The 22,978-nt window shown below is 70.6% G+C and carries 23 protein-coding genes; 5 read left to right on the top strand and 18 right to left on the bottom strand.

Annotated features, from left to right (window positions below; genetic code table 11):
• The first annotated feature begins 3 nt into the window (after positions 1-3).
• On the top strand, positions 4-1,416 hold the full coding sequence (gene mtr / locus E4P42_RS19170) for a mycothione reductase (protein ID WP_135127655.1): 1,413 nt from the start codon (positions 4-6) through the stop codon (positions 1,414-1,416).
• A 72-nt stretch (positions 1,417-1,488) separates the two neighbouring features.
• On the opposite strand, the gene E4P42_RS19165 is transcribed toward mtr, so the two are convergent.
• The 7 genes from E4P42_RS19165 to E4P42_RS19135 are packed head-to-tail and all read right to left on the bottom strand — an operon-like array spanning position 1,489 to position 7,458.
• Complete coding sequence (locus E4P42_RS19165; protein ID WP_245234116.1) at positions 1,489-2,073, bottom strand: sigma-70 family RNA polymerase sigma factor; 585 nt, start codon at positions 2,071-2,073, stop codon at positions 1,489-1,491.
• Between the two features lie 52 nt (positions 2,074-2,125).
• On the bottom strand, positions 2,126-2,455 hold the full coding sequence (locus tag E4P42_RS19160; protein WP_209305820.1) for a helix-turn-helix transcriptional regulator: 330 nt from the start codon (positions 2,453-2,455) through the stop codon (positions 2,126-2,128).
• 7 nt (positions 2,456-2,462) lie between these two features.
• Positions 2,463-3,185: a FadR/GntR family transcriptional regulator gene (locus E4P42_RS19155; RefSeq protein ID WP_135127652.1), complete on the bottom strand. Its 723-nt coding sequence runs from the start codon at positions 3,183-3,185 to the stop codon at positions 2,463-2,465.
• Positions 3,186-3,190: 5 nt separating this feature from the next.
• Positions 3,191-3,979, bottom strand: a complete 789-nt coding sequence (locus E4P42_RS19150; protein WP_209305816.1) for a 3-oxoacyl-ACP reductase — start codon at positions 3,977-3,979, stop codon at positions 3,191-3,193.
• On the bottom strand, positions 3,979-5,343 hold the full coding sequence (locus tag E4P42_RS19145; protein ID WP_135127651.1) for an aldehyde dehydrogenase: 1,365 nt from the start codon (positions 5,341-5,343) through the stop codon (positions 3,979-3,981). Before E4P42_RS19145 ends, E4P42_RS19150 begins: the two co-directional genes overlap by 1 nt.
• The gene (locus E4P42_RS19140; protein ID WP_135127671.1) at positions 5,340-6,062 is read right to left on the bottom strand and encodes a gamma-glutamyl-gamma-aminobutyrate hydrolase family protein; all 723 of its coding nucleotides are present in this window, start codon (positions 6,060-6,062) and stop codon (positions 5,340-5,342) included. The genes E4P42_RS19145 and E4P42_RS19140 overlap by 4 nt, the downstream gene beginning before the upstream one ends.
• A 28-nt stretch (positions 6,063-6,090) precedes the next feature.
• Entirely contained in the window at positions 6,091-7,458 is a 1,368-nt protein-coding gene (locus E4P42_RS19135; protein WP_135127650.1) for a glutamine synthetase family protein, read from the bottom strand.
• Between the two features lie 280 nt (positions 7,459-7,738).
• Here E4P42_RS19135 and E4P42_RS19130 point away from each other — a divergent pair, with 280 nt between their 5' ends.
• Both E4P42_RS19130 and ngg read left to right on the top strand, forming a co-directional pair.
• A complete protein-coding gene (locus E4P42_RS19130) occupies positions 7,739-9,544 on the top strand; it encodes an N-acetylglutaminylglutamine amidotransferase (protein WP_135127649.1) in 1,806 nt (601 codons plus the stop codon).
• Entirely contained in the window at positions 9,541-11,322 is a 1,782-nt protein-coding gene (gene ngg / locus E4P42_RS19125; RefSeq protein ID WP_135127648.1) for an N-acetylglutaminylglutamine synthetase, read from the top strand. Before E4P42_RS19130 ends, ngg begins: the two co-directional genes overlap by 4 nt.
• A 6-nt stretch (positions 11,323-11,328) precedes the next feature.
• Here ngg and E4P42_RS19120 read toward each other — a convergent pair whose 3' ends face one another.
• From E4P42_RS19120 to map, 3 genes are all read right to left on the bottom strand, one after another.
• Positions 11,329-11,892, bottom strand: a complete 564-nt coding sequence (locus tag E4P42_RS19120) for an alpha/beta fold hydrolase (RefSeq protein ID WP_135127647.1) — start codon at positions 11,890-11,892, stop codon at positions 11,329-11,331.
• Between the two features lie 61 nt (positions 11,893-11,953).
• The gene (locus E4P42_RS19115) at positions 11,954-12,622 is read right to left on the bottom strand and encodes a hypothetical protein (RefSeq protein WP_135127646.1); all 669 of its coding nucleotides are present in this window, start codon (positions 12,620-12,622) and stop codon (positions 11,954-11,956) included.
• Positions 12,619-13,476, bottom strand: coding sequence for a type I methionyl aminopeptidase (map, locus tag E4P42_RS19110; protein ID WP_135127645.1), 858 nt, complete (start codon positions 13,474-13,476; stop codon positions 12,619-12,621). The genes E4P42_RS19115 and map overlap by 4 nt, the downstream gene beginning before the upstream one ends.
• 60 nt (positions 13,477-13,536) lie before the next feature.
• Here map and E4P42_RS19105 point away from each other — a divergent pair, with 60 nt between their 5' ends.
• The gene (locus E4P42_RS19105) at positions 13,537-13,944 is read left to right on the top strand and encodes a PaaI family thioesterase (protein ID WP_135127644.1); all 408 of its coding nucleotides are present in this window, start codon (positions 13,537-13,539) and stop codon (positions 13,942-13,944) included.
• 15 nt (positions 13,945-13,959) lie between these two features.
• Here E4P42_RS19105 and E4P42_RS19100 read toward each other — a convergent pair whose 3' ends face one another.
• The 3 genes from E4P42_RS19100 to E4P42_RS19090 all read right to left on the bottom strand — a co-directional run bounded on the left by E4P42_RS19100 (position 13,960) and on the right by E4P42_RS19090 (position 17,093).
• Positions 13,960-14,565 (bottom strand): DUF1707 domain-containing protein, encoded by a 606-nt coding sequence (locus E4P42_RS19100; protein WP_135127643.1) that lies wholly within the window; start codon positions 14,563-14,565, stop codon positions 13,960-13,962.
• Positions 14,566-14,581: 16 nt separating this feature from the next.
• On the bottom strand, positions 14,582-16,402 hold the full coding sequence (locus E4P42_RS19095; protein WP_135127642.1) for a penicillin-binding transpeptidase domain-containing protein: 1,821 nt from the start codon (positions 16,400-16,402) through the stop codon (positions 14,582-14,584).
• Between the two features lie 82 nt (positions 16,403-16,484).
• Positions 16,485-17,093 (bottom strand): TetR/AcrR family transcriptional regulator, encoded by a 609-nt coding sequence (locus E4P42_RS19090; protein ID WP_135127641.1) that lies wholly within the window; start codon positions 17,091-17,093, stop codon positions 16,485-16,487.
• Between the two features lie 78 nt (positions 17,094-17,171).
• Between E4P42_RS19090 and E4P42_RS19085 the strand changes: the two genes are divergently transcribed.
• Positions 17,172-17,735 carry a peroxiredoxin-like family protein gene (locus E4P42_RS19085; RefSeq protein WP_135127640.1) on the top strand — a complete coding sequence of 188 codons (564 nt, stop codon included), beginning with the start codon at positions 17,172-17,174 and terminating at the stop codon, positions 17,733-17,735.
• A gap of 10 nt (positions 17,736-17,745) precedes the next feature.
• Here E4P42_RS19085 and E4P42_RS19080 read toward each other — a convergent pair whose 3' ends face one another.
• Genes E4P42_RS19080 through dxr form a run of 5 tightly spaced genes read right to left on the bottom strand, consistent with a single transcriptional unit; the run spans position 17,746 to position 22,944 of the window.
• Complete coding sequence (locus E4P42_RS19080; RefSeq protein WP_135127639.1) at positions 17,746-18,417, bottom strand: GNAT family N-acetyltransferase; 672 nt, start codon at positions 18,415-18,417, stop codon at positions 17,746-17,748.
• 34 nt (positions 18,418-18,451) lie between these two features.
• Entirely contained in the window at positions 18,452-19,306 is an 855-nt protein-coding gene (locus E4P42_RS19075; protein WP_135127638.1) for a GNAT family N-acetyltransferase, read from the bottom strand.
• Positions 19,307-19,358: 52 nt separating this feature from the next.
• Complete coding sequence (ispG, locus tag E4P42_RS19070) at positions 19,359-20,540, bottom strand: flavodoxin-dependent (E)-4-hydroxy-3-methylbut-2-enyl-diphosphate synthase (protein ID WP_135127637.1); 1,182 nt, start codon at positions 20,538-20,540, stop codon at positions 19,359-19,361.
• Between the two features lie 8 nt (positions 20,541-20,548).
• Positions 20,549-21,763 (bottom strand): RIP metalloprotease, encoded by a 1,215-nt coding sequence (locus E4P42_RS19065; RefSeq protein ID WP_135127636.1) that lies wholly within the window; start codon positions 21,761-21,763, stop codon positions 20,549-20,551.
• On the bottom strand, positions 21,760-22,944 hold the full coding sequence (gene dxr, locus E4P42_RS19060; protein WP_135127635.1) for a 1-deoxy-D-xylulose-5-phosphate reductoisomerase: 1,185 nt from the start codon (positions 22,942-22,944) through the stop codon (positions 21,760-21,762). Before dxr ends, E4P42_RS19065 begins: the two co-directional genes overlap by 4 nt.
• Positions 22,945-22,978 lie beyond the last annotated feature (34 nt).

The raw sequence follows: 22,978 nt of genomic DNA, 5'->3' as shown, positions 1-22,978 counted from the left end.
CACATGACGCATTTCGACATCGCGATCATCGGAACCGGTTCGGGCAACAGCATTCTCGACGAACGCTACGTCGACAAGCGGGTGGCGATCTGCGAGCAGGGCCTCTTCGGCGGCACCTGCCTCAACGTCGGGTGCATCCCGACGAAGATGTTCGTCTACTCGGCCGGGGTGACCCAGAACGTCCGCGAGGCGGCGCGGTACGGCGTGGACGCCCACGTCGACGGGGTGCGGTGGGGCGACATCGTCTCCCGGGTGTTCGGCCGGATCGACCCGCTGGCCACCGGCGGCGAGCACTACCGCCGGTCCTCCCCCAACGTCGAGGTGTTCGCCAGCCACACCCGGTTCGCCGATGTCCTGCCCGACGGCCGCTACCGGCTGCGCACCGACGACGGTGACGAATTCACCGCCGATCAGGTGGTGATCGCGGCCGGGTCCCGGGCGACCGTGCCGCCGGCGATCGCGGAATGCGGTGTCGCCCACCACACCAGCGACACGATCATGCGGATCTCGGAGCTGCCCGACCACATCGTCATCGTCGGCGGCGGTTACGTCGCCGCCGAGTTCGCGCACATCTTCTCGTCGCTGGGGTCGCGGGTGACGATCGTGCTGCGCGGCACCACGATGCTCAGCCACACCGACGACACGGTCTGCGAACGGTTCACCGACATCGCCGGTAAGAAGTGGGAGATCCGCAGCCGCCGCAACATCGTGAGTGGCTCCAGCGACTCCTCGGGGGTGACCCTCGAACTCGACGACGGTTCGGCGCTGCGCGGCGATGTGCTGCTGGTGGCGACCGGCCGGGTGCCCAACGGTGAGCAGCTCGACGCGCACCTGGCCGGGGTGGCGGTCGAAGACGGCATGGTGACCGTCGACGAGTTCCAGCGCACGACCGCACGAAACGTGTTCGCGCTCGGCGACGTCAGTTCGCGCTACCAGCTCAAGCATGTCGCCAATCACGAAGCCAGGGTGGTGCGCAACAACCTCCTGATCGATTGGGACGACACCGACGCGCTGATGCCCGCCAATCACCGCAACGTGCCGTCGGCGGTGTTCACCGAACCACAGATCGCCTCGGTCGGACTGACCGAGAACGAGGCCCGCGCCGCCGGTTACCGCATCCGCAGCAAGGTGCAGGACTACGGCGACGTGGCGTACGGCTGGGCGATGGAGGATTCGAGCGGATTCGCCAAACTCATCGTCGACGACGACACCGGACTGCTGCTCGGCGCCCACATCATGGGCCACCAGGCGTCGTCGATCATCCAGCCGCTCGTCCAGGCCATGGCGTTCGACCTGCCGGCCCAGGACATGGCGCGCGGCCAGTACTGGATCCACCCGGCGCTGCCGGAGGTGGTGGAGAACGCCCTGCTGGCCCTGTGCGGCGAGCCCCCCTGGCCGCCGGCGAAGCGGCACTGAGGTCGGGGCGAGCCGCACCGATCAGACACCGGGCGGCGAGCCCCCCTGGCCGCCGGCGAAGCGGCACTGAGCTCAGGCCGCGCAGCAGTATCCGCGCGCCTTGGCCAGGTTGGCCAGCAGACCCCGCAGCCGGGCCCGGCCGCGGTGCAGGCGCGACATCACGGTGCCCGGCGGGATGTCGAGCACGTCGGCGATCTCCCGGTAGCGCAGCCCTTCCACGTCGGCGTAGTAGACGACCAGCCGCTGGTCGACCGGGAGGGCGGCCAGCGCCGCGCGCACGTCGTCGTCGCCGAGGGCCTCGAGCGCTTCCACCTCGGCCGACCGCAGCCCGGTGGCGGTGTGCGCGGCCGTCGCGGCGAGCTGGGCGTCGGTGACCTCGGCCATCACTTCATCGGGCCGGCGCTGCGCCGCGCGGTACGACGAGATCCACGTGTTGGTCATGATCCGCAGCAGCCAGGCACGCAGGTTCGTGCCGTCGGCGTAGCCGTCGAATCCGGCCCAGGCCTTGGCGACCGTCTCCTGCACCAGGTCCTCGGCGTCGGCGGCGCTGGTGGTGTAGCGACGCGCGGCCCGGTAGAGCTGGTCGAGCAGGGGCAGCACACCGCGGGCGAAGCGCTCCCCGCGCTCGGCAACCGATGTCGGCGATGTCGGGTCCACACCGGCAGATTGGCACCTCAACCGGACTTGAGGTCAAGGCATTTTCCGGCGGTCAGCCGTGCCGGGCGCCGATCCAGTGCAGCAGGTCGTGCACGATCTCGTCGTCGAGGCGGTAGCTGGCCACCCGGCCGACCCGCGTCGAACTGACCCAGCCCTGCTGGCGCAGCACCCGGAGCGCTTGCGACACAGCGTTTTCCGACCGTCCGAGCGCGGCGGCCAGATCGGACACGCAGATGCCGGGCGCGCGGTGCAGGCTGAGCAGGATCTCGAGCCGGTGCGGGTCCGACAGCAGGTCGAAGCGCTGCGTCCAGCCACCGGTGTCGACATCGGCCAGCGCCGACGCCGCACGCGTCACCAACGACTGGTTCCCGGGCTGCACCAGTGCCAATCTAATCCAGGAAGCCGTGCAGCAGTGCGGCCGAACCGGCCAGATGGTCGCACATCGCCGCCTCGGCCGCGTGCACGTCGCCGGCGAGGATCGCGACGATGATCGCGCGGTGCTGTTCGTCGGAGTGGGCGATGTTGCGGGCCAGCAGCGGGATGCGGTCCAGCATCGCGTTGATGCGCATCCGGTTCTCCCCGACGAGCGGCACCAGCGACGGCGCGCCCGCCGCCTCGGCGATCGCCAGGTGCAGCCGCGAGTCCAGGCGCCGGTAGTCGTCGGGTTCGGCCGCGCGGACATCGGCCAGCCGGGACCACAGGTGTTCGCGCTGCGCCGCCGTCAGCGTGCGCCGGGCCGCCATCCGCGCCGCACCGACCTCGAGGATTTCGCGCAGCCGCAGCGCGTCGTCGATCTCCCCGCGGGTCAGCTCCGGTGCGCTGCCGGTGCTGCGCGGCAGTTCACCGGCGACGAAGGTGCCGCCGTAGCGACCGCGCCGCGACACCAGGTAACCCGCCTCGGCCAGCGACTTGATGGCCTCGCGCACCGTGTCGCGGCTGACCCCCAACCGTGCCGCGAGTTCCCGTTCCGGAGGCAAGCTCTCACCGGGGCCGAGCACGCCGAGCCGGATGGTCTCGAGCAGCCGGCCGACGGTGTCTTCGAATGCGTTGCCGAACCGCACCGGACGCAGCAGGGCATCGGCGGCGGGCTGCGGGTCCGGCGCGGCGGTCATGGCGACTACAGCGGGGTGACGTAGGCCGAGCTGATACCGCCGTCGACCAGGAAGGTCGACCCCGTGATGAACGACGAGTCGTCGCTGGCCAGGAATGCGACCGCCGCGGCGAGTTCCTCCGGCTCGGCGAACCGGCCGAGCGGGATGTGCACGAGCCGGCGCGCCGCCCGCTCGGGGTCCTTGGCGAACAGCTCCTGCAGCAGCGGCGTGTTCACCGGTCCCGGGCACAGCGCGTTGACCCGGATCCCCTGCCGGGCGTACTGCACACCCAACTCGCGGGACATGGCCAGCACGCCGCCCTTGGAGGCGGTGTAGGAGATCTGCGATGTGGCCGAGCCCATCACCGCGACGAACGACGCGGTGTTGATGATGGCGCCCTTCTGCTGCGGGACCATGTGGCGCAGGGCGGCCTTGCAGCAGAAGAACACCGACTTGAGGTTGATGTCCTGCACGCGCTGCCACGCGTCGATGCCGGTGTTCTCGATCAGGTCGTCCTCCGGCGGGCTGATGCCGGCGTTGTTGAACGCGATGTCCACCGAACCGTGGGTGTCGGCGGCGGTGTCGAACAGCGTGTCGACGGCGACCTGATCGGCGACGTCGACCTGGACGAATGTGCCGCCGAGGTCGTCGGCGACGGTCTTGCCGGTGGCGGGGTCGATGTCACCGATGACGATGGTGGCGCCCTCGGCGCGCATCCGCTTCGCGGTCGCCAGTCCGATGCCGCTGGCCCCGCCGGTGATCACGGCCACCTTGCCGACCAGTCGCTGCGTCAGGTCCACGCGGGACGGGGTCATCAGTTCTCTCCGATCGCGATGAAGACGTTCTTGGTCTCGGTGAAGGACAGAGGGGCGTCCGGACCGAGTTCACGGCCGAGTCCCGACTGCTTGAAGCCGCCGAACGGGGTGCTGTAGCGCACCGAGGAATGCGAATTGACCGACAGGTTGCCCGATTCCACCGCCCGGGAGACCCGCAGCGCGCGGGAGACGTTCTCGGTCCAGATCGACCCGGACAGCCCGTAGGGCGTGTCGTTGGCCATCGCGATGGCGTCGGCCTCGTCGTCGAACGGCAGCACCGTCACCACCGGCCCGAAGATCTCCTCGGCGACCGTGCGGTCGGAGCGCTGCGGGGTCAGCACGGTGGGGGCGAACCAGTAGCCGGGTCCGCTCGGGGCGGCCCCGCGGAACGCCACCGGCGCGTCGTCGGGCACGTAGGACGCCACCGACTCCCAGTGCGCCTTGCTCACCAACGGCCCCATCTCGGTGTCCCGGTCGGTGGGGTCGCCGACGACGACGCCCTTGACGGCGGGTTCGAGCAACTCCATGAACCGGTCGTAGACGTTGCGCTGCACCAGGATCCGGCTGCGGGCGCAGCAGTCCTGCCCGGCGTTGTCGAAGACGCCGTAGGGCGCGGTCGCGGCGGCGCGCTCCAGATCGCAGTCGTCGAAGACGATGTTGGCGCTCTTGCCGCCCAGCTCCAGGGTGACGCGCTTGACCTGCCTGGCCGCGCCGGCCATGACACGCGTGCCCACCTCGGTGGAGCCGGTGAAGACGATCTTGCGCACGTCCGGGTGGGTGACGAACCGCTCCCCGACCACCGAGCCCTTGCCCGGCAGCACGCAGAACAGGTCGGCGGGCAGGCCGGCCTCGACGGCCAGCTCACCGAGCCGGATCGTGGTCAGCGGCGTCCACTCGGCGGGCTTGACCAGCACGGCGTTCCCCGCGGCCAGCGCCGGGGCGAAGCCCCAGGCGGCGATGGTCATCGGGAAGTTCCACGGTGTGATGATGCCGACCACGCCGAGCGGCTCGTTGAACGTCACGTCGAGGCCGCCGGCGACGGGAATCTGCTGACCCGACAGGCGTTCCGGACTCGCCGAGTAGTACTGCAGCACATCGCGGACGTGGCCGGCCTCCCATTCGGCGTTACCGATCGGGTGCCCGGAGTTGGCCACTTCGAGCGCGGCCAGCTCGTCGATGTGCGCGTCGACCACCGCGGCGAAGGCGCGCAGTCCGGCGGCGCGTTCGGCGGGCGCCAGGCGGGCCCAGTCGCGCTGGGCGGACTTCGCCCGCGCGACGGCGTCGTCGACGCCGTCGACCTCGACGAGGTCGACGGTGCGCAACACCTCCTCGGTCGCCGGATTGATCACGTCACTGCTGGTCACGCACCTGCCCTTTCCATCGCATAGTCGCGTGCGGCATGCACGACCCCGGCGAACAACCGCAGGTCGTCGAGCCGCTCTTCCGGATGCCACTGCACACCCAGGACCCATTCGTCCGGATGCGTCGCGCGGTCCAATTCGACCGCCTCGACGACCCCGTCGTCGTCGCGGGCACTGACCACCAGACCGTCGCCCACCCGGTCGATGGCCTGGTGGTGGTAGCACTGCGCGTCCGAGGACCCGCCGATCAGCCCGGCCAGCCGCGTCCCGGGTTCGGTGCGCACCGCCGAGGTGGAGAACACCGCGTTGCCCTGCTGGTGGTGGGCGTGGCCGAGCACCTCGGGCAGATGCTGGAACAGCGTGCCGCCCAGCGCCACGTTGAGCACCTGCGCGCCGCGACAGATGCCGAGGACGGGCATCCGGCGCCGCCGCGCCTCGTCGAGCAGTGCGAACTCCCAGGCGTCGCGCACCCGGTCGGGTTCGTCGGTGGTCGCATGCGGCGGTTGGCCGTAGCGCGCCGGGTCGACGTCCTTACCGCCGGTGAGGATCAGCCCGTCGAGGCCGTCGAGGACACGGCCGGCCGCGTTCGGGTCGACGGGTTGCGGCGGCAGCAGCACGGCGACCCCGCCGGCCAGGTTGACCCCCTGGAAGTAGATCGCAGGCAGGAAACTGGCGTGCACGTCCCAGACACCGGTCTGGGCCTGCTGCAGATAGGTGGTCATGCCCAGCACGGGCACCCGTGCGGTGAAATCAGAGGCGCTCGAAACCACGTACCCGCTCCCAGTCGGTGACAGCCGCGTTGAAGGCCTTGAGTTCGACGCGCGCATAGTTGACGTAGTGGTCGACGACGTCGTCGCCGAAGGCCTCCCGCGCCACCTTCGACTGGTCGAACAGCTGGGCCGCCTCGGCCAGTGTGGTGGGCAGCCGATCGGCGCCACTGGTGTAGGCGTTGCCCTCCAACGCTTCCGGAAGGTCCAGTTCGTTCTCGATGCCGTACAGCCCGCCGGCGATCAGCGCGGACACCGCGAGGTACTGGTTGACGTCACCGCCGGGCGCCCGGTTCTCCATCCGCATCCCCTTGCCGTGCCCGACCACGCGCAGGGCGCAGGTGCGGTTGTCGAAACCCCACGCGATCGCGGTCGGGGCGAAGCTGCCCTCCGCGAACCGCTTGTAGGAGTTGACGTTCGGGGCGTAGCACAGGCTGAGCTCGCGCATGGTGGCGAGCTGGCCGGCGAGGAAGCTGCGGAACAGTGGCGACATCCCGTCGGCGGCGTCGTCGTCGGCGAACACGGCACTGCCGTCGGTGCCCCGCAGCGAGATGTGGATATGGCAGCTGTTGCCCTCGCGCTCGTCGAACTTCGCCATGAACGTCAGGCTCTTACCGTGCTGGTCGGCGATCTCCTTGGCGCCGTTCTTGTAGATCGTGTGGTTGTCGCAGGTGACCAGCGCCTGGTCGTAGCGGAAGCCGATCTCCTGCTGACCGAGGTTGCACTCGCCCTTGACGCCCTCGCAGTACATCCCGGCGCCTTCCATCCCGAGCCGGATGTCCCGCAGCAGCGGCTCCATCCGGGTCGAGGCCAGCATCGCGTAGTCGATGTTGTAGTCGGTGGCCGGCGTGAGCCCCCGGTAGCCGGCCGCCCACGCCGCCCGGTACGAGTCGTCGAAAACCATGAACTCGAGTTCGGTCGCCGCCACGGCGTCCATGTTCCGTTCGGCGAGCCGGTCGAGCTGGGTGCGCAGGATGGTGCGCGGCGCCTGCTTGACCGGCCGCCCGTCGGTCCACGACAGATCGGCCATCACCAGCGCGGTTCCGGGCTGCCACGGCAGCAGCCGCAGCGTGTCGAAATCCGGGGTCATCACCATGTCGCCGTAACCGGTCTCCCAGCTGGAGATCGCATATCCGTCGACGGTGTTGTTGTCGACGTCGACGGCGAGCAGATAGTTGCAGCATTCGGCGCCGTGGGCGGCGACGTCGTCGACGAACAGGCGCGCCGAGATGCGCTTGCCGGTGAGCCTGCCCTGCATGTCGCAGAACGCCACGATCACCGTGTCGATCGCGCCGTCGGCGACCATGCGTTCGAGGTCGCCCTGTGCGAGCAGCCCGGTTGAGGACCCCATGTGCGCACCCTTCCGTAAGCCACCGCGTGGCGCCGAGCAGACCGTCCGGTGTAAAGGTAGGACACCAGACCATTGAGCATCCTAGGCACCCCGTGGCCGCGGTGCCCGCCGAATCCGCGATCCCCCGCGGGCGCCGGACTGTGAGGTAGGCCATGTCCAGCGCATACCTGCGCGGCCTCCTGGGTATGTACGCCGGGTGTCCAATGAACGAAATCACCAGCGACGGCCGGTGACGCGTCCGTCAAGCGCTCGATCGCTGGTCCGCGGTAGGGTCTAGGCGATGTGTGGAGCCACCGGCGAGGTACGCCTCGACGGCCGAACCCCTGACATAGCCGCCGTCTCGGCAATGGCCGAGGCGATGACACCACGCGGCCCCGACGGCGCCGGCGTGTGGTCGCAGGGCAGGGTCGCGTTGGGCCATCGACGCCTCAAGATCATCGACCTGACCGAAGCCGGGGCGCAGCCCATGGTGGACGCCGACCTGGGGCTGTCCATCGCCTGGAACGGCTGCATCTACAACTACCAGCAGTTGCGCACCGAACTCAGCGGTCACGGCTACCGGTTCTTCTCGACCAGCGACACCGAGGTGCTGATCAAGGCCTACCACCACTGGGGCGACCGCTTCGTCGACCACCTGTACGGCATGTTCGCGTTCGCGATCGTCGAGCGCGACACCGGCCGGGTGCTGCTGGGCCGCGACCGGCTCGGCATCAAACCGCTCTACATCGCCGAGGACGCGCACCGCATCCGGTTCGCCTCCTCGCTGCCCGCGCTGGTCGCCGGCGGCGGCGTCGACACCCGCATCGACCCGGTCGCGTTGCACCACTACCTGAGCTTCCACTCCGTCGTGCCGGCACCGCTGACCATCCTGCGCGGGGTGAAGAAGGTCCCGCCGGGGTCGCTGGTGGCCGTCGAGCCGAACGGCCGCGTCACCACCACCACGTACTGGTCGCCCGAGTTCACCCGGCACGCCGACCGCGCCGACTGGTCCGAGCGCGACTGGGAGGACGCGGTGCTGACCGCGCTCCGCACCGCGGTGGAACGGCGCCTGGTCGCCGACGTGCCCGTGGGTTGCCTGCTGTCCGGCGGCGTGGACTCCAGCCTGATCGTCGGCCTGCTCGCCGAGGCCGGCCAGACCGGGCTGCAGACCTTCTCGATCGGCTTCGAGGCCGTCAACGGGGTGGCCGGCGACGAGTTCCGGTACTCCGACATCGTGGCGGAGCGCTTCGGCACCGATCACCACCAGATCCGCATCGACACCGCCCGCATGCTGCCCGCACTGGACGGCGCGATCGGTGCGATGAGCGAGCCGATGGTCAGCCACGACTGCGTGGCGTTCTACCTGCTCAGCGAGGAGGTCTCCAAGTACGTCAAGGTGGTGCAGTCCGGGCAGGGCGCCGACGAGGTGTTCGCCGGCTACCACTGGTATCCCCCGATGGCCGAGCCCGGCGCGGCGTCGCTGGACGGCGCGGTGGCCAGCTACCGGGCGGCGTTCTTCGACCGCCATCCCGACGCGGTGCGCGGGCTGATCACCGACCCGTACTTCGCCGCAGGTGACCCGAGCGGTGCGTTCGTCACCGAGCATTTCGCGCGGGCGGGTGCGGAGACCGGCGTGGACCGCGCGCTGCGGCTCGACACCACGGTCATGCTGGTCGACGACCCGGTCAAACGCGTCGACAACATGACGATGGCGTGGGGCTTGGAAGGCCGCGTCCCCTTCCTCGACCACGAACTCGTCGAACTCGCCGCGACCTGCCCGCCCGCCTACAAGACCGCCCAGGGCGGCAAGGGCGTGCTCAAGGAGGCGGCGCGCCGGGTGATCCCCGCCGAGGTGATCGACCGGCCCAAGGGCTACTTCCCGGTCCCGGCGCTCACCCACCTGGAAGGCCCGTACCTCGACCTGGTGCGCGACGCGTTGTTCGCCCCGGCGGCCAAGGAGCGCGACCTGTTCCGTCCCGAGGCGGTCGAGCGGCTGCTGGCCGACCCGAACGGCCGGCTGACCCCGCTGCGCGGCAACGAACTGTGGCAGATCGCGCTGCTGGAACTGTGGCTGCAGCGCCACGGCATCACGGGGCCGGCCGCATGACCGACCTGGAGCCGCACACCGAGCGGATGTCCGACCACACCGAGGCCATCACCATGGGCCTGCACGACGCGTCGCCGCAGCACCTCGTCGACGCGATGGCCGACGACGTGGTCCTCGAACTCGGCTGGGGCCGGCTCATCTTCGGGCAGACCTTCGCCGATCCGGAGAAGCTGGCACAGGTGCTGCAGCACGAGGGCCCGGGGCGGCGGGACATCTGCATCTACGCCCGCGAGTCGCATGTGCTGGTGGCGCGGTCCCCGTCGGAGCTGTTCATCGACCCCAGCCACACCTACCGGCTGCGATTCACCGAGGACGACATCCCGGGACGCGAACCCATGGGGTTCACGGTCCGCACGCTGACCGAGCCGTCGGACGCCGACGCGATGAACCGGGTGTACGTGCAGTGCGGGATGGTGCCCGCCCCGACCGAGGTCATCTGGACCAACCACCGCGACACCGACGCCGTGGAGTACCTCGTCGCGGTGCGCGACGACGACGGCACCGTGGTCGGCACGGTCACCGGCGTCGACCACAAGCGGCTGTTCAACGATCCGGAGGACGGGTCGAGCCTGTGGACGCTGGCCGTCGACCCGACGTCGAGCCTGCCGGGGGTGGGCGCCGCGCTGACCCGCGCGCTGGCCGGCCTGTTCCGCGACCGCGGCCGCGCCTACATGGACCTGTCGGTGGCCCACGACAACGCCGCGGCGATCGGGCTCTACGAGAAGCTGGGTTTCCAGCGGGTGCCGGTGCTGGCCGTCAAGCGCAAGAACGCGATCAACGAACCGCTGTTCACCCATCCGCCGGAGACGGTCGACGACCTCAACCCGTATGCGCGCATCATCGCCGACGAGGCCATGCGCCGCGGGATCTGGGTCGAGGTGCTCGACGCGGGTGCCGGTGAGATGCGGCTGAGCCACGGGGGGCGCAGCGTCATCACCCGCGAATCGCTGTCGGAGTTCACCTCGGCGGTGGCGATGAGCCGCTGCGACGACAAGCGCCAGACCCGGCGCATCGTCTCCGACGCCGGCATCGTCGTGCCCAAGGGTCGGCTGGCCACCTTCGACGAGGAGGACCACGCGTTCCTCGCCGAGGTCGGCGACGTGGTGGTCAAACCCACCCGGGGCGAACAGGGCAAAGGCATCACGGTCGGCGTCGACGGCCCCGAGGAACTGGACGCCGCGCTGGCGCGGGCCCGCGAACAGCATCCTGACGTGCTGATCGAGCAGCGGGCCGAGGGTGACGATCTGCGGCTGGTGGTGATCGACGGCAAGGTGGTGGCCGCGGCGCTGCGCATGCCCGCCGAGATCCTGGGCACGGGCAAGCACACCATCCGCGAGCTCATCGAGACCCAGAGCCGGCGGCGCGCGGCCGCCACCGGCGGTGAGTCGCGCATCCCGATGGACGCGGTCACCGAGGGCACCGTCACCGAGGCCGGCTGGTCCTTCGACGACATCCTGCCCGAAGGGGAACGGCTGCGGGTCCGCCGGACGGCCAACCTGCATCAGGGCGGCACCATCCACGATGTGACCGCCGAGGTGAACCCGGAGCTGTGCCGGGTGGCGGTGGCCGCCGCCGAGGCGATCGGCATCCCGGTCACCGGGATCGACCTGCTGGTGCCCGACGTCCGGGGCTCCGACTACGTCTTCGTGGAGGCCAACGAGCGGCCCGGGCTGGCCAATCACGAACCTCAGCCCACCGCAGCGGCTTTCGTCGACTTCCTGTTCCCCAACCAGCCCGGGTTGCCGCAGGCGTGGACGCCGGAGGAATCCCCCTCCTAGCCCGGGCTACCAGGTGCTGGTGCGCATGACGATCTCGGCGGCCAGCTGCGCGGTCGCGTCGGCCGCATTGCGCCGGCCGAGCAGCTCGACGAGCCGGAAGTCGCCGTAGACGAAGCGCTGGCTGGCCTGAGCCACGGCCCGCGACGCGGGGCTGCTGACCAGCGCGGTGGTGTTCATCTCCACCGGCGGGCAGGTTTCGTCGCGGATCGCGCCGGACTGGTCGGCCACGCGCGGGTGTCCCCGGTCGATCACCACCAGCCCGATGAACCGGTCGAGCCGGGTGGCGGCCAGCTCCCAGGCGAGTTCCCCGCCCAGCCGGTCACCGACCAGCAACGCCCACCGGACGTCGAGCGCGTCGAGCACACCGATCACCGCCTTGCCGGTGAGCCGTGGATCGGGTCCGATCACCACCGTGCGCAACGAGGCGGTGTGCAGGCGCTGGCACACTCCGTTGTAGGCCGACGGCGCATGCTGGGCCGCCCCCAGAAGCACGACCGCGGAACCGTTTTCCGGGCCCGCCACGTCCACCGGTACGGGGAATCCGTCAACGGTGTTCATGGAGGAGAGCATTCGGCCACGCTACCGGCAACGGCGGCTGCGCGGGCCGGAATCCGCGGGTTGCGCCCGCGGTTCACCCGGCGCCGATCCGCTCGGCCTGGCGTCCGGAGATCTCCAGAAATGTTTGCGGCAGCGCACCTTTCGCGGCGATCGACGGGTTGGGTGTGGGGAACGCGATGCCGAAGACCGCCATGGTGCCGATGTTCTCGAAACTGAAGTAGACACTGCTCTCGGTGCCGCCCAGCGTCATGGTCTGCCGGTAGACCAGCGCATCGGGCCGCGGCGTCGGTATCCGCGTGGTGGTCATCGGGATGCCCTCATCGGCCGGGTCGAAGTACGTCTCGAACCGGGCGCACCGCTGGGCGGTGGCGGCGAGCCGGTCGAGGTCCAGTGACCAGGTGAGCACGGTCATCACGGTGCGCGCGCCGTCGTAGCCCACGACGTACTCGGCCGCGCTGCCCGGCCCGCGCACCGCGTTGTCCTCGATCACCTTGGTGAGGCCGTCCGCACAGCCCTCGGGGAACGAGAGCATGGGCGGCGCGCTGGTCGGGCCGCCGCGACCACTCGGTTCGTCGGGGATGCGGGCGTATTCGACGCCGTCGGGGAAGTCGGCGGCGGTCAGCAGCACCCTCTCCAGCCGGGCGCCGGGCCACGTCGCCGACCCGGTCACCGTGGTGGTGCAGCCTGTCGCCGCGGCGACCAGGACGACACCGACCAGGGCCCGGGCCCGTCGTGTGGTCACGGGAGAGTCAGGATCTCCGCGCCCGTGTCGGTGACCACCAGCGTGTGCTCGAATTGGGCGGTCCACTTGCGGTCCTTGGTGGCGACGGTCCAGCCGTCGTCCCAGATCTCGTAGTCCAGCGCGCCCAGATTGATCATCGGCTCGATGGTGAAGGTCATGCCCGGCTCGAGCACGGTCTCCACCGACGGCTGGTCGTAGTGCAGCACCACCAGCCCGTTGTGGAAGGTGGTGCCGATCCCGTGGCCGGTGAAGTCGCGAACCACGTTGTAGCCGAACCGGTTCGCATACGACTCGATCACCCGGCCGACCACCGACAGCGCGCGGCCCGGTTTGACCGCCTTGATGGCGCGCATCGTGGCCTCGTGGGTGCGTTCGACGAGCAGCCGATGCTCCTCGCTGACGTCCCCGGCCAGGAACGTGGCATTGGTGTCGCCGTGGACGCCGTCGATGTAGGCGGTCACGTCGATGTTGACGATGTCACCGTCCTCGATCACCGTCGAATCCGGGATGCCGTGGCAGATCACCTCATTGAGCGACGTGCAGCACGACTTGGGGAAACCCTTGTAGCCCAGCGTCGACGGGTAGGCGCCGTGGTCGACCATGTACTCGTGGGCGATGCGGTCCAGGTGATCGGTGGTCACACCCGGCGCCACGGCCTTCCCGGCCTCGGCGAGCGCCTGCGCGGCGATCCGGCCCGCGACGCGCATCTTCTCGATCACCTCGGGCGTCTGCACCCACGGTTCGTTGCCCTCGTCGGCGGTCGGCCGCCACGCGTACTCGGGGCGCGCGATCGTCTTGGGTACCGGCAGTGTCGGCGACAGCTCACCGGGCTGCAGGGCGGTGCGGACAGGCATGACATCCAGGATAGCCAGGAGAACATCACTCTCCGGTGCGGAGAATGTAGCGTCTGAGGGATGTTGACCGAGCCGAACTCCACCGACCGCGCCCGCGATCACCTGCTGGGGCGGATGGGGATGCGCGATGTGCTGGTGACCGACGACCGGCTGGTCATCGAGGTGGACAACCGCCCGGACATGACGAACATCCGCGGCGCGCTGCAGGGCGGGCTGGTCGCGACGCTGATCGACGTCGCCGCGGGACGGCTCGCCGGCCGGCACGTCGCCGCCGGGCAGGACGTCACCACCGCCGATATGACCGTGCACTACCTGGCGCCGGTGCTGGCCGGGCCGGCGCGGGCGGAGGCGACGATCGTGCGGGCCGGGCGGCGGCTGATCGTCACGGCCGTCGACGTCCACGACGTCGGCGGTGACCGGTTGGCGGCACGGGCGACGCTGAGCTTCGCGGTGCTCGGCCCGCGCTGACCGGGCGGAACCGGGTCAGGCCCGGTCGCCGAGGAACCGGGGCCGGCGCAGCCACCCGGTCTGCGGGCCGCGGATGTCGACCGAGCCCCACACCACCTTGCCGGTGAGCACCACGTGCGGCCGGCCCTCCGCCGGGGCGTCCCGGCGATGGTCGGTGGCACTGCCGACCACGACCTCGACGTCGTCGATGGAGGCGCTCGCCCCGTCGGGCAGGCGCAGGCTCAATCCGCCGAACCGCAGGTCGAGTTCGATGACGACCATCGGCCCGGCGAAGCGGGCCCGGGTGAGGTCCAGATCGATGGAGCCCATGCGGCGGTGCAGCGCCAGCCGGGTCGGCACGATCCACTCGCCGTGGCGTTTGAGCGATCCGAACACGCCCCGCAGCTCCACCCGGTCGGTGGCCGAGGTGACGATCGCGCCCGGCCCGGGCAGATCCTCGACCAGGGCGTCGAGGTCGGAGCGCAACCGCGCCGCGGACACCGCGGCCGAGCGTTCCTCGAACTCCTCGATGTCGATCAACCCGAGCGCGACGGCGTTGTGCAGCCGACGCAACGTGCCGTTGCGGTCGGCGTCCGAGATGCGCATCGGCGTCACGTCGCCGTTGTTGCCGGGGGTGGTCATCGCCTTCCCAGGCTACTCAGGCGAGGTAGTCGGGCGGCAAACCGTCGAGCATCCCCTTCAGCATCCGCACCGCATACTCCGAGCTGCCACCCCCGACGATCAGCGCGGCGAACGCGAGGTCGCCGCGGTATCCGGCGAACCACGAGTGCGAGCCGCCGGCGAACTCCGCCTCACCGGTCTTGCCGCGGACGTCACCGGCCCCGGCCAGGTCGTCGGCGGTGCCGTTGGTCACCACCAGCCGCATCATCGGGCGCAGGCCCTCGACCATCTTGGGGGTGATCGGCGACCGGTCTCCGGTGACGACGGTCTCGCTACCCTCGATCAGCCGGGGCACCGGGGTCTGACCGGCGGCCACGGTCGCGGCGACCAGCGCCATACCGAACGGGCTGACCAGCACCTTGCCCTGGCCGAACCCGTCCTCGGTGCGTTCGGCGAGGTTCACCGTCGGCGGCACCGATCCGGACACCGTCTTCATGCCCTCGATCCGGTAGTCCGGGCCGATGCCGTACTGCGCGGCCGCGGTGGTCAGGCCGCGCGGCGGCATCCGGCTGGCCAGTTCGGCGAAGGTGGTGTTGCACGAACTCGCGAAGGCGCGCGACAGCGGGACGGTGCCCAGGTCGAACCCGCCGTAGTTCGGCACGGTGCGGTGGCCGATGTCCATGTGACCCGGGCACCCGAGCAGCGTGTTCGGCGTGGCCATATCGCGTTCGATGGCCGCGCCCGCGGTGACGATCTTGAACGTGGACCCGGGCGGGTACAGACCCATGGTGGCCAGCGGGCCCTCGGCGTCGGCGGCGGCGTTCTGCGCGACGGCGAGGATCTCCCCCGTCGAGGCCTTGATGGCCACGATCATGGCCTGTTTGCCGGTGATGTTCACCGCGTTCTGCGCGGCGGACTGCACCGACCGGTCCAGGCTGATGGTGACCGATGGCGCCGGGTCGCCGGGCACCTCGGTGAGGACGTCCACGTCGACGCCGTTCTGGTTGACGGTGACCACGCGCCAGCCGGCGCGGCCGTCGAGCTCGTCGGCGACCTCCTGCCTGACCTGATCGATGATCGCGGGCGCGAACTGCGGGTCGGTGGGCAGCATCGCCGCATGCGGGGTGATGACCACCCCGGGACGCTGGTTGAGCAGACCCACCACGCGGTCGTGGTCGGCCTGGTTGAGGATGAGCAGGCTCATCGGCTCGGCCATGGAGCTGGCCTGCTCGGCGAGGCGCTGCGCGTCCAGCGCCGGGTCGAACGGCCGGAGCGCATCGGCCACCACCCGGGCCGTCGACATCAGCTCGGCGCCGGCGGCCTTGGCGTCCAGCGCGATGTGGTAGCGGTAGCCGGGCACCAGCACGTCGGTGCCGCCGCGTTCGTTGACCGACGCCCGCGGCGGCGGGTCGGCGCGCAACGCGAACGTCTGGTTCTCCCCCAGCCGCGGGTGCAGACCCGTTGCGCTCCACCGCACTTCCCACCGGCCCTCGTCACGCACCATGTTGAGCTGACCGTCGTAGGTCCAGGTGCGGTCCTTGGGCAGGTGCCAGGTGTAGCGGTAGGTGATGCTGCCGGTGTCCAGCGTGTACTTGCTGCCGATGATCTGGGCGTCGAGCCCGGTGGCCTGCAGCCCGGCCCACGCCTCGTTGAGCGCGGCCCGCGCGTCGGCGGGATGGTCGGCCAGTTCGGCCGCCGCGGCGGTGTCGCCGGTGGCCAGCGCCGCGAAGAACTCCTCGGCCGCGGGTTCGGGCCCGTCGGGCCGGGGCGTGCAGCCGGCCAGGCCGAGGCTGCCGAGCACGGTGGCCACGGCGAGTAGACCGGTGACCCGTGTTACTGCTGTGGTTTTCGTTGCCATTGGGGCTGATGTTAGGTAACTGTCGACGGCTTTCCCGGGAGGCGCACCGTGACGGCACCGTGACCGACCGGCACCCGTGCCGTTACAGCCCCAGACCGCGGAGCACGATGTCGATGCCGCGGCGGAACTCCTCGTCGGCGGTCAGCTGCGCCGCGTCGACGGCCGTCCGCGCGAGCAACGGAAAGTCCTCGTCGGACAGGCTCGCCAGCGCCCGGGTGCCGGCACCCGCCAACGACGCGAAGTGTTCGACCTCGAGGGCCCCGAAGACGTAGGCCAGGATCGCCCGGAAGGCCAGCACGCGGCGCCGGCCGGCGAAACCCGCGTCGGTGAGCACCGCGAGCACCGCCTCGCCCCACTGCAGTGATGCGGGCGTGCGGTGCCGGTGGATCAGCAACAGCGGGATCACCGCCGGATGCGCGGCCACCGCCGTGCGGACCCGCTCGGCGAGCGTGGCGACGCGCCGGCCGGGTGACCCGCGCGAAACCGTCAGATCGATGCCGGCGAGGACGCGGTCGACCACCAGCGCCTCGAGTTCGACCCGGTCGGCGACATACCGGTAGAGCGACATGGTGCCCACGCCGAGCCGGCGCGCGACCGTGCGCATCGACAGCGCCGCCAGACCGTCCCCGTCGGCGACGGCCAGTGCGGCGTCGGCGATCTGCTGCGGGGTCAGCGACCGGGGGCGGGGCATGGCGATTGACAGCGTACACCGTACGGTTATAGCGTGGGCCGTAGGCGTACACCGCACGCTCATATCTTGGGAGTCACCATGGCCACACCTCGACCGCCGGCGCGGGTACCGGCAGGCCCGCTGCACACCGTCACCGGCGCGACGGTCACGCTGTCCGACCCGGACCACCTGACGCACATCCAGTTCCGCCGGTTCGCCGGCTGCCCGATCTGCAACCTGCACCTGCAGTCCTTCGTCCGGCGCCACGACGAGGTGCGCGCCGCCGGCGTGCGGGAGATCGTGTTCTTCCACTCCCCAGCCGACGACCTACGGGCCCACACCGACGGTCTGCCGTTCGCGGTGATCGCCGATCCGGACCGGCGGCACTACCGGGCCTTCGGCGTGGAGTCGGGTGCCCGCGCGCTGGCCGACCCCCGCGCATGGGGCGCCATCGTCCGCGGGGTCGCCGCGACGGCGCGCGGCCGTTTCCGGGCTCCGGCCGCCCATCAGCCCGGCGGACGCCTCGGCCTGCCCGCGGACTTCCTCGTCGACCCGGCCGGGGCCGTCAGCGCCGCCTCGTACGGCGTCCACGCCGACGATCAGTGGTCGGTCGACGAGGTGCTGACCCTCGCGCGCGACACCCCCCGGCCGGGCGCGCGCTGAACCCGCCCGCTCAGGCGCCGGCGGCCGGCGCCCGGACCACCAGCGGCACCGCCGGGAAGTACGCGGCCATCTCCGTGCGGGACGCCCGCAGGGCCGCGGTGCCGTAACCGCGCTTGCGGTGGTCGGGGTGGATCCAGATGCGCACGTTGACCTCACCGCCGGCCAACTCGCCGAACACCATGCCGATCTTCTGCGGCCCCACGGTCGCGACCAGCCAGACCGCCTCCTCGGCCTCGACCCGCTCGACCGCGGCGCGGATCTCGTCGTCGAGCGCCCCGGCCGGCGCGCCTGAGCCGTCACCCGCGGCCCGCACGTCACCGGTGCGCGCGGCGAACACATCCCGGTCGTCGGCGGCCGAGAACGGTCGCAGCACAACAGATTCGGAGCGGTGAGACCGCTGCTCGTCGCCCATGGTGAAGCTCAGCTGGGTGTTGAGATCCTCCAGTTCGGCCGCGATGCGCCGCCGCGACACCTTGGTGAGCCGGTCGAACGACAACCGCAACACGGCCTCTCCGCCGATCGCCGACGTCCCCAGCAGCGCGGCGATGTTCTCGATCGCCGCGTCGTAGTCGTCGGACGCCACGATCACGTCGAGCACCTCATGACGACGTTCCAGCGCGCGCATCAGCGCATCGGCGATCTCGCGGCGGGCGACGCGGCGCTCGTGGTCGGCATCGGTCATGAGCGAAGCGTAGCCCCCGCCGCGGCGCCGCAACTCAGTCGAGCAGAACCGTCGCGAACGTCCCGACCTGGCGGAAGCCGATGCGGGCGTAGGTGGCCCGGGCCACCGTGTTGTAGCCGTTGACGTAGAGGCTGGCGGTGCGCCCACCCCGCACCACGGCCGAGGCCAGCGTCGCGGTGCCTGCGGTGCCCAGGCCCTGACCGCGCCAGTCGGGATGCACCCACACGCCCTGGATCTGACCGACCGCGGGCGACTGCGACCCGACCTCGGCCTTGAACACCACCTGTCCGCGTTCGAAGCGGGCCCAGGCCCGGCCCGCCGCGATCAGCCCGGCAACCCGGCGCCGGTATCCGCGACCGCCGTCGCCGAGGCGCGGATCGATACCGACCTCACCGATGAACATGTCGATGGCCGCGACCAGGTAAGCGTCGAGTTCCTCGATACGCACGGGCCGCACCGCCGGGTCGAGACGGCACTGCGGCGCCGTGTCGAGCGCCATCAGCGGTTGATCGTCGCGCACGTCGCGCGCCGGACCCCAGGCGTGTTCGAGCCGCTCCCACATCGGCAGGACCAGTTCGGCGCGGCCGACCAGCGACGAACAGCGCCGCGCGGAGCTCATCGCCTTGTCGGCGAATGCGGTCATGTCCGCGGCATCGCCGCGCAGCGGGATGAGATTCGCACCGGCGTAGCACAGGGAGTGGGCGGCGGTACGGCGCGTCCACAGTTCCCCGCCGATCGCGCTGGGCTCCACGCCGCTGTCGGCCACCCGGGAGGCGACCATGCACGAGCCGACGGGGTCGTCGTCGAGCACCCGCCGCACGGCGGCGACGTCACGGACCACCGACACCCGTCGGTCGTCGACGAGGCGGAAAAGCGGCGGAGCCGACATCGGGACTGCTTTCTGCTGAAGCGAGGCGGTGAGCCCACTCACCGCGTCATGTTCAGCTTACGGTCACAACCGGTGAACCGCTGGCACTTGCCTCGCCGTCGGCGCTGTCGGCCCCCATCTCCTCGGCGATGCGCATCGCCTCCTCGATCAGGGTCTCGACGATCTGCGCCTCCGGCACGGTCTTGATCACCTCGCCCTTGACGAAGATCTGGCCCTTGCCATTGCCGCTGGCCACACCGAGGTCGGCCTCGCGGGCCTCACCGGGTCCGTTCACCACGCAGCCCATCACCGCGACGCGCAGCGGCACCTCCATGCCCTCGAGCCCGGCGGTGACCTCGTTGGCCAACGTGTACACGTCGACCTGCGCGCGACCGCACGACGGGCAGGACACGATCTCCAGGCCACGGGGCCGCAGGTTGAGCGATTCGAGGATCTGGTTGCCGACCTTGACCTCCTCGGCGGGCGGCGCGGACAGCGAGACACGGATCGTGTCCCCGATGCCCTTGCTCAGCAGCGCCCCGAACGCGACGGCCGACTTGATCGTGCCCTGGAATGCCGGCCCGGCCTCGGTCACCCCGAGGTGCAGCGGATAGTCGGTCTTCGCCGCCAGCAGCTCGTAGGCGGCGACCATGACGACGGGGTCGTTGTGCTTGACGCTGATCTTGATGTCGCCGAAGCCGTGCTCCTCGAACAGCGACGCCTCCCACATCGCGGACTCCACCAGCGCCTCGGGCGTGGCCTTGCCGTACTTCTCGAGGAACCGCTTGTCCAGCGAGCCGGCGTTGACGCCGATGCGGATCGGGATGCCCGCGTCACCGGCGGCCTTGGCGACCTCCTTGACCCGGCCGTCGAACTCCTTGATGTTGCCGGGGTTCACCCGCACCGCTGCGCACCCGGCGTCGATCGCGGCGAAGATGTACTTGGGCTGGAAGTGAATGTCGGCGATCACCGGGATCTTCGACTTCTTCGCGATGATCGGCAGCGCGTCGGCGTCCTCCTGGCGCGGGCACGCCACGCGGACGATGTCGCAACCCGACGCGGTCAGCTCGGCGATCTGCTGCAGCGTGGCGTTGATGTCGTGGGTCTTGGTGGTGCACATCGACTGCACCGAGATCGGGTGGTCGCTACCGACGCCGACGTCGCGCACCATCAACTGGCGCGTCTTGCGCCGCGGGGCGAGGGTCGGGGCCGGGGCGGCCGGCATGCCGAGCCCGATGAGTGGGCCGGAGGTCATGAGGTCTCCTATTGGAACAACCTGATCGGGTTGACCAGGTCAGCGGTCACGGTCAGCAGCATGTAACCGGCCACCACGACCAGGACGACGTAGGTGGCGGGCATGAGCTTGAGGTAGTTCACCGGCGCCGCGGCCACCATGCCGCGGGCCGACCGGATCATGTTGCGGATCTTCTCGAACACGGCGATCGCGATGTGGCCGCCGTCGAACGGCAGCAGCGGCAGCAGGTTCACCGCGCCGAGGACGAAGTTCAGCTGGGCCAGGAAGAACCAGAACGCCACCCACAGGCCCGCATCGACGGTGTCGCCGCCGATGATCGATGCGCCGACCACCGAGATGGGCGTTTCGGGGTCCCGCTCGCCGCCGCCGATGGCATCGACCAGCGCACCGATCTTGGTGGGGATCTGGGCCAGCGCCTTGCCGAGCTCGACGGCGAGGTCCCCGGTGAACGCGAAGGTCGCCGGCACCGCGGACAACGCGTTGTACTGGGTGGGACCGAACTGGGCCGCGGCGATACCGATCGCGCCGACGGTGGTGGGCCGGCCGTCCGTGCCGGTGAAGCGCTGGGTGGCCTGGACGTCGACCGTCAGGGGCAGTCGCTGGCCGTCGCGTTCGACGACCACCGGGGTGGCCCCGGACGACTCCTGCAGTGCCGTGCGGGCCTCGTCGAACGTCGACACCGGGGTGTCGCCGACCTCGACGATCACGTCACCCGCCCGGATCCCGGCCTCCGCGGCCGGTCCGGGGCCGGTGCAGTCGGCGACTTCGTCGCGGCTGATCTGCGAGGCGACGCAACCGGTCTCGCCGACGATGGCCGCGGTCGGCGGGTTCAGGTTGGGCAGGCCCCAGATCACCGCGATGGCGTAGATCAGCACCAGGCCGATCACGAAGTTCATGCCCGGGCCGGCGAACAGCACCGCGACGCGCTTCCACACCTTCTGCCGGTACATCGCGTACGGCCGCTCGTCGGGGGCGAGTTCCTCGACCGACGTCATCCCCGCGATGTCGCAGAACCCGCCGAGCGGTAGCGCCTTGACGCCGTACTCGGTACTGCCGAGCTTGTTGGGCCTGCGGGTCGACCACAGGGTCGGGCCGAAGCCGACGAAGTAGCGGCGCACCTTCATCCCGGTGGCCCGGGCGACCCACATGTGGCCGCACTCGTGCAGCGCCACCGAAACCAGAATGGCGAGCGCGAACAGCACGATGCCGAGGACGAACATCATCTGGTGACTAACCCTTTATTCGGACGGTCTGGAGTTGCGGCGCGCGCGACGGCGTGCCCGGCCCGGTCCCGCGCCCAGCGCTGCGCGTCGAGGACCTCCTCCACGGTAGCGGGTTCTGTCGCCCACTGGTCGGCAGCGCGTAGGACCTCGGCCACAGTGTCGACGATCTCGGGGAACCGGATACGCCCGGCGAGGAACGCTTCGGCCGCCTCCTCGTTCGCGGCGTTGTAGACCGCGGTCAGGCAGCCGCCGCGCTGTCCGGCTTCCCGGGCGAGCGCCACGGCGGGGAACACCTCATCGTCCAGCGGCAGGAACTCCCAGGTCGAGGCGGTGCTGAAATCGCAGGGCAGGGCGGCACCCGGCACCCGGTCGGGCCAGCCGAGCGCCAGGGCGATGGGCAGCTTCATATCGGGTGGGCTGGCCTGGGCCAGGGTCGAACCGTCGGTGAAGGTGGCCATCGAGTGCACGATCGACTGCGGATGCACCACCACCTCGATGCGGTCGTAGTCGATACCGAACAGCAGGTGCGTCTCGATGAGTTCGAGTCCCTTGTTGACCAGGGTCGCGGAGTTGAGCGTGTTCATCGGGCCCATGGACCAGGTGGGGTGCTTACCGGCCTGCTCGGGGGTGACCGACTGCAGATCGTCGGCCGACCAGCCGAGGAAGGGCCCGCCGGAGGCGGTGAGCACGAGCTTGGCCACCTCGTCGGCACGGCCGCCGCGCAGGCACTGGGCCATCGCCGAGTGCTCGGAGTCGACCGGCACGATCTGGCCGGGTGCGGCGGCCTTGAGGACCAGCGGCCCGCCCGCGACCAGCGACTCCTTGTTCGCCAGCGCCAGCCGGGCGCCGGTGGCCAGCGCGGCCAGCGTGGGGTGCAGTCCGAGTGCCCCGACGAGCGCGTTGAGCACCACGTCGGCCGGAGTGTTCTCGACCAGGCGGGTGGCCGCATCGGGTCCGGTCCAGGTGACGTCACCGACGCGCTGCGCCGCGGCCGGATCGCAGACCGCGAGGTCGGTGACGCCGGTCTGCGCGCGCTGCCGGTTGAGCAGGTCGGGATTCGCGCCGCCGGCGGCCAGCCCGACCACCTCGAAGCGGTCGGGGTTGGCGGCGATGACGTCCAGTGCCTGCGTGCCGATCGACCCGGTACTGCCCAGGATCAGCACCCGAAGTCTTGTGCCCACCGGCCCATTGTGCCGCGTGTGAACACCTGGGGCC

It is taken from the genome of Mycobacterium sp. PS03-16, assembly GCF_004570325.1.
Classification (GTDB): Bacteria; Actinomycetota; Actinomycetes; order Mycobacteriales; family Mycobacteriaceae; genus Mycobacterium.
Note: the sequence above shows the minus strand (reverse complement) of the source record. Positions and strands in the feature narration are given on the sequence as shown.

What these genes read in the sequence shown, in the direction of transcription:
- mtr (WP_135127655.1), top strand. Translation starts at nt 4, where the DNA reads ATGACGCATTTCGACATCGCGATCATCGGAACCGGTTCGGGCAACAGC.
- E4P42_RS19155 (WP_135127652.1), bottom strand. Translation starts at nt 3,185, where the DNA reads ATGACCGCCGCGCCGGACCCGCAGCCCGCCGCCGATGCCCTGCTGCGT.
- E4P42_RS19150 (WP_209305816.1), bottom strand. Translation starts at nt 3,979, where the DNA reads ATGACCCCGTCCCGCGTGGACCTGACGCAGCGACTGGTCGGCAAGGTG.
- E4P42_RS19140 (WP_135127671.1), bottom strand. Translation starts at nt 6,062, where the DNA reads ATGACCACCTATCTGCAGCAGGCCCAGACCGGTGTCTGGGACGTGCAC.
- E4P42_RS19135 (WP_135127650.1), bottom strand. Translation starts at nt 7,458, where the DNA reads ATGGGGTCCTCAACCGGGCTGCTCGCACAGGGCGACCTCGAACGCATG.
- E4P42_RS19130 (WP_135127649.1), top strand. Translation starts at nt 7,739, where the DNA reads ATGTGTGGAGCCACCGGCGAGGTACGCCTCGACGGCCGAACCCCTGAC.
- ngg (WP_135127648.1), top strand. Translation starts at nt 9,541, where the DNA reads ATGACCGACCTGGAGCCGCACACCGAGCGGATGTCCGACCACACCGAG.
- E4P42_RS19120 (WP_135127647.1), bottom strand. Translation starts at nt 11,892, where the DNA reads ATGCTCTCCTCCATGAACACCGTTGACGGATTCCCCGTACCGGTGGAC.
- map (WP_135127645.1), bottom strand. Translation starts at nt 13,476, where the DNA reads ATGCCTGTCCGCACCGCCCTGCAGCCCGGTGAGCTGTCGCCGACACTG.
- E4P42_RS19105 (WP_135127644.1), top strand. Translation starts at nt 13,537, where the DNA reads ATGTTGACCGAGCCGAACTCCACCGACCGCGCCCGCGATCACCTGCTG.
- E4P42_RS19100 (WP_135127643.1), bottom strand. Translation starts at nt 14,565, where the DNA reads ATGACCACCCCCGGCAACAACGGCGACGTGACGCCGATGCGCATCTCG.
- E4P42_RS19095 (WP_135127642.1), bottom strand. Translation starts at nt 16,402, where the DNA reads ATGGCAACGAAAACCACAGCAGTAACACGGGTCACCGGTCTACTCGCC.
- E4P42_RS19090 (WP_135127641.1), bottom strand. Translation starts at nt 17,093, where the DNA reads ATGCCCCGCCCCCGGTCGCTGACCCCGCAGCAGATCGCCGACGCCGCA.
- E4P42_RS19085 (WP_135127640.1), top strand. Translation starts at nt 17,172, where the DNA reads ATGGCCACACCTCGACCGCCGGCGCGGGTACCGGCAGGCCCGCTGCAC.
- E4P42_RS19080 (WP_135127639.1), bottom strand. Translation starts at nt 18,417, where the DNA reads ATGACCGATGCCGACCACGAGCGCCGCGTCGCCCGCCGCGAGATCGCC.
- E4P42_RS19075 (WP_135127638.1), bottom strand. Translation starts at nt 19,306, where the DNA reads ATGTCGGCTCCGCCGCTTTTCCGCCTCGTCGACGACCGACGGGTGTCG.
- ispG (WP_135127637.1), bottom strand. Translation starts at nt 20,540, where the DNA reads ATGACCTCCGGCCCACTCATCGGGCTCGGCATGCCGGCCGCCCCGGCC.
- E4P42_RS19065 (WP_135127636.1), bottom strand. Translation starts at nt 21,763, where the DNA reads ATGATGTTCGTCCTCGGCATCGTGCTGTTCGCGCTCGCCATTCTGGTT.